This window comes from Lactobacillus sp. ESL0260, assembly GCF_003692935.1.
GTDB lineage: Bacteria > Bacillota > Bacilli > Lactobacillales > Lactobacillaceae > Lactobacillus > Lactobacillus melliventris.
In genome coordinates this window covers 40,330-54,952 of record NZ_REHO01000011.1, presented here as the reverse complement: position 1 = coordinate 54,952, position 14,623 = coordinate 40,330, and the positions used below count along the sequence as shown (strand labels likewise).

15 protein-coding genes are annotated in these 14,623 nt (G+C 36.5%); 13 read left to right on the top strand and 2 right to left on the bottom strand.

Annotation, left to right across the window (positions count from 1 at the left end; genetic code table 11):
- The first annotated feature begins 31 nt into the window (after positions 1 to 31).
- From F5ESL0260_RS05095 to citX, 11 genes are all read left to right on the top strand, one after another.
- Complete coding sequence (locus F5ESL0260_RS05095) at positions 32 to 1,435, top strand: class II fumarate hydratase (protein WP_122026122.1); 1,404 nt, start codon at positions 32 to 34, stop codon at positions 1,433 to 1,435.
- Between the two features lie 30 nt (positions 1,436 to 1,465).
- Positions 1,466 to 2,860 carry a flavocytochrome c gene (locus F5ESL0260_RS05090; protein WP_122026121.1) on the top strand — a complete coding sequence of 465 codons (1,395 nt, stop codon included), beginning with the start codon at positions 1,466 to 1,468 and terminating at the stop codon, positions 2,858 to 2,860.
- A gap of 403 nt (positions 2,861 to 3,263) precedes the next feature.
- A complete protein-coding gene (locus F5ESL0260_RS05085; protein WP_122026120.1) occupies positions 3,264 to 4,193 on the top strand; it encodes an L-lactate dehydrogenase in 930 nt (309 codons plus the stop codon).
- A gap of 20 nt (positions 4,194 to 4,213) precedes the next feature.
- Complete coding sequence (locus F5ESL0260_RS05080; protein WP_046324908.1) at positions 4,214 to 4,924, top strand: dimethylmenaquinone methyltransferase; 711 nt, start codon at positions 4,214 to 4,216, stop codon at positions 4,922 to 4,924.
- 5 nt (positions 4,925 to 4,929) lie between these two features.
- Positions 4,930 to 6,396 carry a DASS family sodium-coupled anion symporter gene (locus F5ESL0260_RS05075; protein WP_110446146.1) on the top strand — a complete coding sequence of 489 codons (1,467 nt, stop codon included), beginning with the start codon at positions 4,930 to 4,932 and terminating at the stop codon, positions 6,394 to 6,396.
- Positions 6,397 to 7,191 carry an alpha/beta fold hydrolase gene (locus F5ESL0260_RS05070; RefSeq protein ID WP_122026119.1) on the top strand — a complete coding sequence of 265 codons (795 nt, stop codon included), beginning with the start codon at positions 6,397 to 6,399 and terminating at the stop codon, positions 7,189 to 7,191.
- 20 nt (positions 7,192 to 7,211) lie between these two features.
- Positions 7,212 to 8,267 (top strand): [citrate (pro-3S)-lyase] ligase, encoded by a 1,056-nt coding sequence (gene citC, locus F5ESL0260_RS05065; protein WP_122026118.1) that lies wholly within the window; start codon positions 7,212 to 7,214, stop codon positions 8,265 to 8,267.
- The gene (citD, locus tag F5ESL0260_RS05060; protein WP_122026117.1) at positions 8,257 to 8,553 is read left to right on the top strand and encodes a citrate lyase acyl carrier protein; all 297 of its coding nucleotides are present in this window, start codon (positions 8,257 to 8,259) and stop codon (positions 8,551 to 8,553) included. The genes citC and citD overlap by 11 nt, the downstream gene beginning before the upstream one ends.
- Positions 8,554 to 9,468, top strand: coding sequence for an aldolase/citrate lyase family protein (locus tag F5ESL0260_RS05055; protein ID WP_122026116.1), 915 nt, complete (start codon positions 8,554 to 8,556; stop codon positions 9,466 to 9,468).
- Positions 9,458 to 10,996, top strand: coding sequence for a citrate lyase subunit alpha (citF, locus tag F5ESL0260_RS05050; RefSeq protein WP_122026115.1), 1,539 nt, complete (start codon positions 9,458 to 9,460; stop codon positions 10,994 to 10,996). Before F5ESL0260_RS05055 ends, citF begins: the two co-directional genes overlap by 11 nt.
- A gap of 89 nt (positions 10,997 to 11,085) precedes the next feature.
- Complete coding sequence (gene citX / locus F5ESL0260_RS05045) at positions 11,086 to 11,643, top strand: citrate lyase holo-[acyl-carrier protein] synthase (protein ID WP_122026114.1); 558 nt, start codon at positions 11,086 to 11,088, stop codon at positions 11,641 to 11,643.
- Here the strand turns inward: citX and F5ESL0260_RS05040 are convergent.
- Both F5ESL0260_RS05040 and ybaK read right to left on the bottom strand, forming a co-directional pair.
- Positions 11,640 to 12,584, bottom strand: a complete 945-nt coding sequence (locus F5ESL0260_RS05040; protein ID WP_046324900.1) for a sugar-binding transcriptional regulator — start codon at positions 12,582 to 12,584, stop codon at positions 11,640 to 11,642. The genes citX and F5ESL0260_RS05040 overlap by 4 nt on opposite strands.
- A gap of 132 nt (positions 12,585 to 12,716) precedes the next feature.
- On the bottom strand, positions 12,717 to 13,217 hold the full coding sequence (ybaK, locus tag F5ESL0260_RS05035) for a Cys-tRNA(Pro) deacylase (RefSeq protein WP_122026113.1): 501 nt from the start codon (positions 13,215 to 13,217) through the stop codon (positions 12,717 to 12,719).
- Positions 13,218 to 13,280: 63 nt separating this feature from the next.
- On the opposite strand from ybaK, the gene prmA reads away from it, so the two are divergent.
- Positions 13,281 to 14,225 carry a 50S ribosomal protein L11 methyltransferase gene (prmA, locus tag F5ESL0260_RS05030; RefSeq protein WP_122026112.1) on the top strand — a complete coding sequence of 315 codons (945 nt, stop codon included), beginning with the start codon at positions 13,281 to 13,283 and terminating at the stop codon, positions 14,223 to 14,225.
- Positions 14,226 to 14,267: 42 nt separating this feature from the next.
- On the top strand, positions 14,268 to 14,621 hold the full coding sequence (locus tag F5ESL0260_RS05025) for a hypothetical protein (protein ID WP_233557716.1): 354 nt from the start codon (positions 14,268 to 14,270) through the stop codon (positions 14,619 to 14,621).
- Positions 14,622 to 14,623: the final 2 nt, after the last annotated feature.

The window sequence follows — 14,623 nt, the reverse complement described above, 5'->3', positions numbered from 1 at the left end:
AAATACTAACATTTGAAAAAGGAGATTTAGTATGAGTAAAGAAGAATACCGTGTTGAAAGTGATACAATTGGTCCTGTTAAAATTCCTAAAAATGCACTGTGGGGTCCTCAAACTGAAAGGAGTCGTAACAATTTTCCCAGTGGCGAATTAATGCCACTTGCAATTATTCGTGCTTTTTTACATTTAAAAAAAGCTGCAGCCGAATCAAATGTAGAAGTTGGCGCTGAACCAGCAGAAAAAGGGCAGGCTATTGAGGAAGCGATTGATCAACTATTAAAATTAGATGATCATGAATTGCGTCAAGATTTTCCGTTACACGTATTACAAACCGGTTCTGGTACTCAGAGCAATATGAATGTTAACGAAGTAGTAGCAAATCTAGCTAACAAGATGCACCCAAGTTTGGATATTTTACCCAATGATGACGTTAATAGAGGGCAATCTTCAAACGATACTTATCCAACAGCAATGAATATTGTGGCAGTGGAAGCTTTAGATAAACTTGAACCGGCTGTGCAACACTTAATTGACGAACTCAAAATTAAGCAGGACAAGTATTGGAAAACCGTCAAAGTTGGCCGTACTCACCTGCAAGATGCTACTCCGATAACTTTTGGGCAGGAGATTTCAGGTTATATTTCAGCTTTAAAACATGATTTATCTTATATCCAAGAGCTTAAGCCTACATTATATGAACTGGCAATCGGTGGTACGGCTGTTGGAACAGGCCTTAATGCTGCACCGGGAATGACTGTCAAAATTGCTGACAAACTATCTCAAGTTTACGGCCATGATTTTAAAGTTAATACCAATAAATTTTGGGGCTTAGCTCATCATTCTGGCATAGATGTTGTCCATGGTGCTTTAAAAACTTTGGCTGCCGACATGTTTAAGATAGCCCAAGATATAAGATTCCTGGCATCAGGTCCAAGAGCAGGCTATCATGAACTTAATATTCCGGCTAATGAACCGGGTTCTTCGATTATGCCGGGCAAAGTTAATCCGACACAAGCTGAGGCCGTGACTATGGCAGCTGCAAAGGTTTTTGGCAATGATACAACTATCACTTTTGCTTGTTCTCAAGGTAATTTTGAAATGAATGTCTATAAAACTGTCATGATCACAGCTTTTCTGGATTCTTGTGACATATTAACCGGTACCATTAACGGTTTTGCTGATAAAATGATTGCCGGCTTAACGGTAAACGCTGCAAAAATGGACAATTTACTTGAAAGTTCTTTGATGACAGTGACGGCTTTGTCACCTCATATTGGCTATCATGCAGCTGCTAAGATTGCACAGACTGCAGATAAAGAAGGAACAACGCTTAAAGAAGCAGCCCTTAAAAGTGGCAAATTAACTGAAAAGGAATATGATGAATGGATGGATTACATGGAGATGACCAATATCTCTCAGACTAATCCTGAAAAATAAATCTTTTAAATTTCTGTAGAGGAGAAATCAATGGGTAAATTTGTTTTTACGCCTAATAAGGCTTCTGAAATACAAGAAAGTTACGACGCAATTATAATCGGTGCAGGTGGTGCCGGCTTAACTGCAGCGATTCAGGCTCATGAATTAGGACTGAAGGTTGCTATCTTTGAAAAGAATTCTGATTTAGGTGGGAACACAAACAGAGCTTCTTCTGGAATGAATGCTTCTGAAAGTCTTGTTCAAATAAAACAGGGAATTATAGACGATAAAGAAGACTTTTACCGTGAAACTATTAAAGGTGGAGGAATGATGAATGATCGTGAACTTCTACGCTACTTTGTCGATCATTCTGCTCTTGCAATAGATTGGCTAATGGATCACGGTATAGAGCTAACTAATTTAACTATTACTGGTGGGATGAGCAAGAAGAGAGCTCACCGTCCTGCTTCAATGGCACCAGTCGGCAATTATTTAGTAACTGGAGCTTTAAAGCAAATACAAGAAGATAAAATCCCAGTTTTTAATAATGCAAAAGTAACTAAGCTTATACAAGATAACAAAGAGCAAGTAACTGGTGTTCAGGTTGATACTCTGAATGGACAAGTAAAAGTGAGTGCAAACGCTATTCTTTTAGCTTCTGGTGGCTTTGGTTCATCTAAAGAATTAATTAAAAAATATCGTCCTGACCTGGTAAATTATAAGACTACGAATCAGCCTGGTGCTACTGGTGATGGTTTAAAACTTGCTAGTCAAATTGATGCACAGCTAGAGCAAATGGACTTTATTCAAGTGCACCCAACTGCACAAACTGATACTGATCACGTCTACTTGATCGGAGAAGGCTTAAGAGGAGAAGGAGCTATTCTCGTTAACAAATCTGGTAAAAGATTCGTCAACGAGTTAAGTACACGTAAAATTGTTTCTGACGCCATTAGCAACTTAAATGAGAACGGTGCTTTTTTGGTGTTCGATCAAGGTATTAGAAACAACTTTACTGCTGTTGAATTTTATGATCACGTAGGATTGGTTAGTCACGGAGAAACAATTTCTGATCTAGCTCAAAATATTGGTGTCACAGCTTCGAACTTGAATGAAACTATTACTAATTGGAATGAGTCTGTCACCAATAAAACAGATAAAGAATTTGGCAGAACAACAGGAATGGAGCATCAAATTGCGCAGGGACCATTCTTTGCAATTCATATTAACCCAGCTATCCACTATACTATGGGCGGTATCCATATCAATCCCAAAACCGAAGTTTATGATACAGACGGTAACATTATTAAAGGCCTCTATGCTGCGGGAGAAGTTTCAGGTGGATTACACGGAAATAACCGAATTGGTGGCAACTCGATTGCTGAAACTGTCATTTTTGGCAGGCAAGCAGGAATACAAATGAGCAAGTTTGTCAAAAACCAATAACTATAATTTAACTAAATTGGCGCTTAAAAAAGAATTGTTAGCCGTTGATAATATTGTTAGGTATTTTGTCAGATTCCACGCTTTGTAAGCTGGGGTTTTGCCACTGATTTGTCTACTGCTTTTTATTTTACATAAGCAAGATTATGTTTAGCAATTTTAAAGCTCTTTGTCGTTTAGCAGCGACGAAGGGCTTTTTATTTTAGGTTTTTAGGTAAACGGGTATGCCAAAAATACTAATTTTTACCTTATTGACAAACCGAATTTTAAATATGTAAGACTGTTTTCATTTTTAAAAAATTAAAAAATAAATTATTTATTTTAAATATTGCAAATAACAGAAATAAAATTTATAATGTGGATGTAAAGGATTACATTTTTAAAAAATTTGAAAGGAAATGACTTAATGAATAAGAAGGTATTATTGGTTGGAGACGGAGCTGTAGGTTCAACTTTTGCAAATGACTTGTTGCAACATACTAGTGTTGACGAGCTGGTAATCTGTGATGTGGTCAAGAATCGTCCGGTGGGAGATTCAATGGATTTGGAAGATATACTGCCTTTTACAGGCGAGTGTAATATTCATTCTGGTGAATACTCTGATGCAAAAGATGCTACTGTGGTGGTAATTACAGCAGGTGTTCCCCGCAAGCCAGGAGAAAGTCGGCTTGATCTTGTGAATAAAAATGTTAGCATCTTGAAAAGTATCATTCAACCAGTAGTCGAATCGGGCTTTGATGGTATTTTCTTAGTTTCTGCTAATCCAGTTGATATATTGACAACTTTAACCCAAAAACTATCTGGCTTTCCGAAAAACAAAGTAATTGGGACAGGTACATCACTAGATACTGCTCGTTTAAAGGTTGATTTAGCCAGAAGATTAGATGTTCCGGTGGCTGGGGTTAATTCCATGGTTTTAGGTGAACACGGTGATACTTCATTTGAAAACTTTGATGAGTCAACTGTGGGCGGTAAGCCACTAACAGAATTTGCTCATATTGATGATAATATTTTGAACCAAGTTGAACTGAATATTCGTCAAAAAGGTGGAAAAATAATTGAAAATAAAGGTGCAACTTTTTATGGCATTGCGATGATGTTAACGCAAATTGTTACCGCAATATTGACTAACCGTTCAATTGCTTTGCCTTTATCTGCACCAATTAATGGTGAGTATGGCATTAAAAGCGAACTTTATTTAGGCACACCTGCAGTAGTTGACGGGTCTGGAATCAGCCAGGTGATTGAGACTGAACTTTCAGAGTCTGAAAAGGCAAAAATGGTGGATTCGGCTGCCAAAATGCAAGAAGTACTAAATAATATTGCTTTAGATTAATTAAAAAGAAGGCATGAATAATGCAGGTTGGTAAGAGAATTTTTTTACAAAGAAAGCTTCCCGCAAAAGAAGTAGTTTCTGCATATAAAAAGCTGCCCTCATCAAATGTGGCTGACTGTATGAATAGAACAGGTGCAATGTCGCCCAGAATCAGGCTGATGTCACACCCACATGAAGAAATGTGTGGTCCAGCTTTTACAGTTCATAACCGCCCAGGTGATAATTTAACTATTTATGCAGCTTTAAAATATTGCCAAGAGGGTGATGTGGTGGTCATCGATAATGAAAATGATAATACCAGGGCAGTTATTGGTGAAGTAATGATGACATGGCTACGGGATCAAAGACATGTAGCTGGTGTAGTAGTTGATGGGCCAATAAGAGACATTGATAGTTTAAGCAACTGGGATTTGCCTATTTATGCTGTAAGTACCACTCCAGATGGCCCCTATAAAGAAGGACCGGGAGAAATTAATGTGCCGGTTTCTTGTGGTAACGTAAGTGTTAACCCAGGTGACGTCATTTTAGGCGACGCTGACGGTGTTATCAAAATTGCTCTGGAAGAAGCAACGGAGTTATTGCCGATTGTTCAGAATTTTCATGAAAAGGATGAGGCAAAAGCAGCTAGTTTTCATGATGGTTCAGGAAATATAGATTGGCTTGATGATGAATTAAAGAATAAGAATTATAAAATTATCGACGATTTTTATCGCCCGGAAAATTATAGGTAATTACTATGAAAACACTTGAAAAAGTTAATTATAAGGGCTTTGTTTTACCTTTAGTGATTGGCGTTATCCTTTGGTGCATCACGCCTTTGCGTCCGGCTGGCTTGTCAGCTTCCGCATGGGAGATGTTTGCCATTTTTGTAGCAACTATTGTTGGCTGTATTACAAAGCCTTTGCCCATAGGTGGTACTACTTTAATCGGACTGATAGTGACAGTTTTAGTTGGTTTAGCTCCAATCAAAGATGTTGTAGATCCCAAAACTGGTAAAGTAACTTCTGGTATTCTCAGCGCCTTTAGTAATTCTGCTTCTTGGCTAATTGCTATGGCTTTTATCATGGCTTATGGTATTAGCAAAACCGGTTTAGGTAATCGGATTGCGTATTGGATGATTGAAAAATTTGGTAAGAAGTCCATTGGTATCGGCTATGCTATTACCGGTTTGGAATTAGTTTTAGGAGCTTTAATACCATCAAATAGTGCTCGTACAGGTGGTGTAGTTTGGCCGGTGACAGAATCAATCTCTAAAGATTATGATTCTGATCCTAATGATCCTTCAAGAAAGAAAATCGGAGCTTATCTTAGTTTTACAGCCTTCCATGCCAACATTCTGTCAACTGCTCTGTTTATTACAGGTGCTGCTCCTAATATGGTGGCTTCTCAAATGGCAGCACAGAAAAATTATAATATGACCTGGATCAGCTGGTTTACAGCAGCGATAGTTCCTGTTCTAGTTGCAACTATTATTATTCCAGTTGTGATTTATAAGATTTTTCCTCCAGAAATTAAAGAAACTCCCAATGCTAAAAAATGGGCCAGTGACCGTTTAGCAAAAATGGGACCAGTGACAAAGCCTGAAATGATTATGTCAATAGTATTTTTGCTGGCTATTATATTATGGGTTTTATCCGGAATCTTCAAAATTCCTCAATTAGATTCTACTTTTGTAGCCTTTTTAGCTGTCGGCTTGTTGCTGCTAACTGGTGTCTTAACTATGAAAGATGCTTTAAACCAAACTGGAGCTTGGAACATTCTAATTTGGCTGTCAATTTTAATATTTATGGCAAGTAAACTTATTTCCTTTGGCTTCATTGACTGGTTCTCCAAGACTATTCAGACTAGTCTTCACGGAATAAGCTGGCAAATAGTATTAGCCGTTTTAGTGATCTTGATGTTTTACACCCACTACTTCTTTGCAAGTGGTACTGCACATATGACAGCATTATACTTGCCATTCTTATCTGTTGCTGTTGCTACAGGAGCTCCATTAGGATTATCAGCTATGCTCTTGGCGTTTACCGGTGCAATTAATGCTTCAACTACTCACTATGCTAACGGACCGGCTTCTATATTAGCTACAACTGGTTACATTAAGCAGAGTGAATGGTGGAAATATAACTTTATCTTAGGAATTCTTTATTTACTGATTTTCGGTGTGATAGGCACTTTATGGATGAAAGTTATTGGAATTTGGTAAATGCTTAAGGCAAACAATTTTATAACTAATGACGGTATTCGAATAACTTATTACGATACATTAAAAAGCGGTCAACCTCTTTTAGCGGTTCCCGGCATAGGTAGTTCCGTAGCATTATGGCAAGAGGCTGTAAGGCTTTTTACAGAGGATTACCGCATTATCATAATTGACCCTCGAAATCAGGGACGTTCTCAAAGAACATTTAAGGGGCAACGCATTAGTCGCCATGCAGCTGATTTAGCTGAGCTCATTAGCAGATTAGATTTAAACAATATTATTGCTGTTGGCAATTCCATGGGAGCCGCAAACATTTGGGCTTATGTTTCACTATTTGGCTCCCAGAGATTGCAGGCAATTGTTGACTTAGATCAACCTCCAAAAATGATTCAAGACAGCACTTGGCACTATGGGTTTAAAGATTTAACTTGGAAAAATTATCCGGATTATTTAAAGATAGATCAGGGCAGTGGTATTTATGCTCATATCAATGATGAGATGTTTAAAAAGGCCAAAATTGAAGCCCAAAAATATCCGTATAATGCTGAAGAAAATTATCTTTGTCGAATAGATCATGCTGAGCAGGATTGGCGGGACGTTTTAGTTAGCTTAAAAGTTCCTATGCTCGTTTTAGCAGGACAAAATTCACCCTTTTTTGATTATCATTTTGCCTATGCTACAAGAGAATTGAATCCTAAAATTGACACAGGAATAATAGCAAATTGTGGTCACTTAATTCAGGCGGAACAGCCTCTGAAAATGTATCAAGAAATCATGAAATTTTTGCAAGAATTTTAGCTAAAGTGAGAACCAAATAAATGGATAAAACAATAGAGCTCAATTTAAATTTTCCAGACACAAAAACAAGATGGGAAAATTTCTTAATTAATCAAGGAATTACAGATTTCAGTTCCCGCGAAGTTGACGTTCTTGATCATACTATTGGTTTAATAGATGAAGATGGCCATTTGGTTGGCACTGGTAGTATTGCGGGCAAAGTTCTTAAATACATAGCAGTGTCAAATGATGAAGCTGTTCCCGGGGCACGCTTTAATCAAATAGTGTCGGCTCTGCAAGAATACCTTTTTGGTCAGAAAATTTATCATTCATTCGTATTCACCAAGGCAAAATATTCGTCTAGTTTCGGCCATTTGGGCTTTAATGAGTTGGCTCATACTGATACTGCGGCTTTTTTAGAAAGTGGAACACCAAGTATTCAAGACTTTTTAGCCAAGATGCCTAGAATTAAAAACCAAAATCAAAAAGATGTTGCGGCAATTGTAATGAATGCTAATCCATTTACTTTGGGCCACCAAAAGTTAGTAAAACTAGCAAGTAGTGAAAATGATTTGGTGTATGTTTTTGTAGTGGCTACGGATGCTTCTTTATTTAAAACAGCTGAAAGAATGGATTTAGTAAAAAAAGGAACTGCCAACTTTAAAAACGTGGTGGTAGTCAGTGGTGGAGATTACCAAGTTTCACGCTCGACATTTCCAGCTTATTTTTTAAAGTCACCTGATGAACTAATTACAACACAAACGGCGATTGACGCTTTAATTTTTAAAAATATTATTGCACCCGAATTGACAATTAAGAAACGATATCTGGGTACTGAGCCATTTTCAAGGACAACTAATTTCTATAATCAAAGTTTACAAAAAATACTTAGTCCCACTATTGAGGTTAAAATTGTGCAACGCTTTCGTGATAACGAGAAAATAATTACGGCAACTAGTGTGCGCCAATTGATCAAAAATAGTGATTTGAAAGATATTTCCACTCTAGTTCCACCAACTACAATGAATTTTATAAATGAAAATTATCAAATTTTACAAGAAAGAATAAAGAAAGGAATGAACATTGATGGAAATTAAAACTGTTGGAGTAGCAGGAACATTAGAATCTTCAGATATTCAGATAATGATTTCTGCTGGTCAAAATGGAATTGAAGTTGATCTGGATTCAGAGGTAGCTAAATCATACGGTGATCAGATCAAAAAGGTAATAACTGAAACCCTAAAAAAATTTGGTATTACTAACGCAAAAGTTAAGGCTACAGACAAAGGAGCTCTTGATTGCGTAATTGCTGCAAGAACATTAGCAGCTGCACAAAGAGCAACTGAAACTACTGATCAGCCGAGATTGGAGGTATTGCAATAAATGACTTATGTTAAAAATCGTTTGCGTCGAACAATGATGTTTGTACCAGGTAATAATCCTGCAATGGTTAAAGACGCTGGCATTTATGGAGCTGACTCTATTATGCTGGATTTAGAAGATGCAGTTTCGTTAACTGAAAAAGACGCAGCCAGAATGTTAGTATTTAATGCTATTAAAACAGTTGATTTTGGTGGCGCTGAAATAGTCGTTAGAATTAACGGTCAAGACACTCCTTTTTATGACGAAGACGTAAAGGCAATGGTGCGCGCTGGAGTAGATGTTATTCGCCTGCCTAAAACTGAATCGGCCGCTATGATTAAAAAATTAGTAGCGGATATGGAAGATGCTGAAGAACGATATGGAGTGCAAAAGGGCTCAATTGGTGTTATGGCAGCGATTGAGAGTGCAAAAGGAGTTCTTAATGCTCCTGAAATTGCAACAGCTACACCATTAATGATGGGCTTAGCCGTTTCTGGTGAAGACTATACTGCTGATATGCACACACACCGTTATCCGGATGGACGTGAGTTAGAATTTGCCCGCAACATGGTATTGCAAGCTGCTAGAGCAGCCGATGTTTATGCTTTCGATACTGTGTTTTCTAATATGAATGATACAGAAGGATTTTACCGCGAAACCAAATATATCTATGAACTAGGTTATGATGGTAAGTCTTTAGTTAATCCAAGACAAATACCTATGGTTAACAAGGTATTTAACCCTACCAAGGAAGAAATTGAAAATGCTCTTTCTGTCCAAAATGCTATCCAAGAAGCAAAGGCAAAAGGCTCAGGCGTTATCTCAATGAACGGTAAAATGGTCGACAAACCGGTTGTTGAGAAGGCTAACCGTGTTATTGCAACAGCTAAAGCATCGAATTTAATTGATAAGGAGGGTAATTACATTGGAGAATAAAGTAAAACGCAATTTGCCTGATGATTTGATGACAAAAATGAATCTTAAACCATTTGCATCTGTGGAAATAGGTAACCCTGAAGTGAAAAGAGTGGCCCCTAAGGTGCAAGTTACTACGGGAGAATCAAAAGTGGTTGATTCTTTAGCAGATGTTATTAAGAAAACTTTAAAAGATGGTATGACTATTTCTTTCCACCATCATTTTAGAAATGGTGATTTTGCTTTTAATAAAGTAATGAATCTAATTATTAAAATGGGTTATCAAAACTTAACATTAGCTCCATCTTCCTTAACCGGTGTTATGAATGACACGGTGATTGAAGCAATAAAAAAGGGTGTTATCACAAATATTACTTCATCAGGAATGAGAGGCAGCTTGGGAGATTTTGTTTCCCATGGTGGTTTGAAAAACCCAGTGATTTTCCGTTCTCATGGCAATAGAGCTCGTTCTATTGAAGAAGGAGAAATCAAAATTGACGTGGCATTTTTAGGTGTTCCAAATGCTGACCCAGCTGGTAATGCCAATGGTCAAGAAGGGGATGCAGTTTTTGGATCTCTGGGCTATGCTTTGATTGATGCACAATATGCTGATAAAGTAGTTTTGCTGACTGACAATATAGTTGATTATCCAAATACGCCTGCCTCAATTAAACAAACTCAAGTCGATTATGTTGTGAAGGTTGATCAAATTGGTGATGCTGATAAGATTGGTTCAGGAGCGACTCGTTTTACCAAAGATCCTAAAGAACTGAAAATTGCACAAACTGTTAATAAGGTGATAACAAATTCACCATATTATAAACAAGGATTTTCTTTCCAAACTGGATCAGGTGGTGCTGCATTGGCAGTGACCAGATACTTAAGAGAATCTATGTTAAAGGATGGGATTAAGGCATCATTTGCACTAGGCGGTATAACAAAGCCTACGACTGATCTCCTTGAAGAAGGCCTGGTCAAGAAAATTATGGATGTTCAGGACTTTGACAAGGGTGCTGCAGCTTCAATGGCTCAGAATAAAGACCAACAGGAAATTGATGCCTCCTGGTATGCTGATCCTCATAATAAGGGTGCCGTAGTAAATAACTTAGATGTGGCCATTCTCTCAGCTTTGCAAATCGATACCAATTTTAACGTTAACGTAATGACAGGTTCCGATGGCGTTATTCGTGGCGCTATTGGTGGTCACCAGGATGCTGCTGCAGCAAAAATGACTATTATCACCGCTCCGTTAGTACGTGGACGCAACGCTACAGTAGTCCCAGAGGTTGAAACAGTCGTTACACCAGGAGATTCAATTGATGTTTTAGTGACTGAAAGAGGAATTGCAATTAATCCTCGCCGTAAAGACTTAATAGCTGCCTTTGCTAAGGTTCCTGAACTCAATATTGTTGATATCAAAGAACTGCAAGAAATGGCACAAAAACAGGTTGGAACACCAAAGCCACTAGAATATACTGATCGTGTTGTTGCTTTAATTCAGTATCGGGATGGTACTATTATTGATACAATTAAGCAAGTAAAAGATTAACTAATTATTTTGCTAAAGTGTGAGAATGAGGGTAAGACTTGTTCTCACACTTTTTAGTTATAATATAAAAAGAGAAAGAAGATGATAAAATGGTAAAAACAATATTTGCTGAAGGAGAACCACAGAGTATTACAGAGGTATTAGCAAATAAAGATGAAAGGGTAGAGTTGCAACAAACAATATTTCACAAGTTTCCTCAATGTACGCTGCTGGATGTTAAATTAAACATTCCCGGCCCTATTAAAAACAATCGCTATTTAAAAGAAATTTTTGCTTCAGGTATTCTAAATTTAGCAGAAATTTTGCAAAATAGCCAGTTACCTTTTACTTTGTATGAACATTGGGAGAGAGCAGCAGGTTCAGAAAACTTCTATCTCGTTAATGCTGATTATCGTTTAGTTAAAAAAAGGGCAGTTGAATTTGAAAATAAACAAAAAATTAATCGGCTATTTGATGCCGATGTATTAATTAAAAAGCAAAAACAGGCAATATCCCGCAAAGATCTGGACTTGCCTGTTCGCAAATGCTTTTTATGTTCAAAACCCGCTAAAGAATGCGCTCGCTCAAGAACACATTCAGTGGCAGATCTGCAAAATTATATTACAAGCTTATATAATGAAGAGTTCTGTAAAAAATCCGCAAATTAAAGTGCCTCATTTTTGCGTAAAACTCTTTCAGCTATACCCGAAGTGGTAATTAAATGCGTTATTATGCCAGATCTAAGAGCCCCCAAAAGTGCATCTTCCTTAAACCGGTTTTTAACAATTACAAACCGATCAGGAACTGCAAAAATGTCGGAAAGACTGATGCCAGATATATGAGGCTCAATTGGACTATAAAAACGACCTTTAATATCATAAGGTCTGCCAAAAATAATTCCTGCTAACTGATTTTTTTCAATTCCAGTAAACAGTTTATCAGCATAATAATCCATAAAAAATTGCCCTGATTCCAGTGATTGCATGGTACCAATACTTGCAAATACCAGATCAAGTTGTGAAAAATATTTTTCAATATATTGATAATAAGGTTCTTGCTGAATTTTTTTGACGAGTCTCGGATCAATTGCATAAAGAGGTGCGGGGAAGGTTAAACTTTTTGCATTAAATTTGTCAGCAGCATGTTGAATAAGCGGCTGCTTGCGTTTACTAGAATTTACCACTTGACCTAATAGTTGAATAAATGTCAGGTCAGCGCGAGTTTCGGCTGAAAAATCATCAATAATGTCTCTTAAAAGTGTCCCCCAAGTTAATCCCACGACGTGAGCAGAATTAATATAGTTTTGAATTTGTTTGGCGGCAAAATTGACAATCATTTCATTGTCTTGATTTTTAGTTTCTTTATCTTCTAAGATATAAACTTCCTTCAGATCGAAAAGTTTTTGAAACTCCCGTTCAAGATTTTGCGCTCTTTTGGGACTTTGATAAATACTAATTTTTACAATACCCTTGTCTTCCGCTTCGTCTATTGCTTTTGCAATAAGATAACGAGAAAGATTGTATTTCTTAGAAATTTCAGCAATATTTAACTTACTTAAAAAATAGTCATGTGCAATATTTGCAATTTGCTCATCTGTTAACAATGTCATTTGGTTATTCCTATTCTTCATACTCTACATTTCTTTTAATTATATTAGAAAAAGCGCTTTAATACTATAACCTAAATAACTTTTTAAAATAAAATATTTTTCAGAAATTAAGACAAATATATTTATTTGTTCTTACTCCAATAAATCGCAAAACTTCGCATGTGTAATTTTTTGCAAATCTTGCGGTTTTAAAAAAACGCTGCGGCCAATTTTACCACTTGAAACTGCTATCTCGCTTTCGTTTGACATGCTTTTATCAAGAAAAATGGGAAAATGGTGTTTGAAATAAATACCAATAGGCGTGTTAGCACCGTGAGCATAGCCTGTAGTTTTTTCCAAATCTTTTAAAGGCAGCATTTCACATTTTTTGTTTCCGGAATTTTGCGCTAATTTTTTCATGCTTAAATGTTCTGTTACTGGTACAACCCCTACCAGAACTTTAGTATTATTTCCAGAACAAACGAGAGTTTTATAGACCAAATGTTCCTTCTCGTTTAAAATGGATGTATCCATTTGTGCTACGCCACCTGAATCCTCGTGGGTGGCGAATTCTACTTGACGATATGGAATCTTATTCTTGTCTAAAATTTTTTCGACAAGTGTTTTTTCAATGTTATTTTTCTTTTTTGACATATTGATCACCCTTTTCATGATAGCATTACAAAAAGGGAAAATAAAAAGGAAGTTTAGAAAATAATGAAATTACTGATTATTAAAATTGAAACTAGTCACGAAGTTGAAGATGCCTTAAACATATTTAGTAATGATGTCTTGCATTGTTTAGGCACTGAGGCCCGAAAGAGGTCTGACTTTGAACATGCTGGCTGGAAATCTGACTCAACAATGATTAAGCTTGATGAAATAAATGATTTACCTGAAGATTTACAATTTTTAGCTTATTTTGATAGTGATCAAGATAAGGAGAAATTAATTGATGAATACAAGCAAAAGTTATCTGAATTAAAAAGCTATGGTTTAAAAATAGGCAAAGCAGAAATAAGTGCATCCTACATTAAAGATGAGGACTGGAATACTGTTTGGCAAAAGTTTTATAATCCAATTGATTTTTCTCGCCACTTGGCAATAGTACCTGAATGGGAAGAATATCAGCCGGTTTTTCAAGATCAAAGGGTGATAAAATTAGATCCTGGTTTGGCTTTTGGCACCGGCTCTCATGAAACAACGCAGCTAGCCCTGATTGGACTTGAACAAACGCTTATAAGACCCAAAAAAGTTTGTGATGTTGGCACCGGTTCAGGAATTTTAGCTATTGCTTCTTCTTTTTTGGGAGCCGGTTCTGTTCTGGCAACTGATATTTCAGACGAAGCAATTACTGCTGCTCGTGAAAATATTTCTTTGAACGATTTAACAAATATTAAACTTAAAAAAACCAGCTTGTTAGATAATGTTCAGGGTAAATATGATATTATAGTTGCTAATATTTTAGCTGAAATACTCCTTGATTTGATTCCGCAGTTAAATAATCATCTCAATGAGGGCGGACAGGTCATTTTTTCAGGAATAGATTGCTCGCAGTTAGCAAAAATAAAAAAAGCATTAACCGAAAATGGCTTCAAGGTTGTCCTATCAATGCAAAGTGGCCGCTGGATAGGATTAATTATTGAAAGAAAAGATAACTAAAATGAGTTATAATAGATAATTAAATTAGTAAGGACTAACAAGTTGATTGACAAAATAAAAAATATACCTGTAATTAAAAAGATAAATAGTTATGAGGTGACACCAGTAATTTGCTGGAGCGTTTTAGTCATGATCCTGCCGTTATTATTTAGTCTTTTTTCAATAGGGACTATTTGGCGTGTAAGTTTATTATTTATATTAGCTAACAGCTTTATCAGTTACCATGTTGGTAAACTAATTAAAAAACGTAATCTCAAACATTATTGGCTGTTATTAATGCCTGGGTGTTTTTGTTTAATCGTTTTAATTAAATATGCCAATTACAACTTTCTGTTTGGGTTAATCTACCTCATTTTAGAAATTTTTGGCGTAATGGATAATCAAATTTATGCATAGTA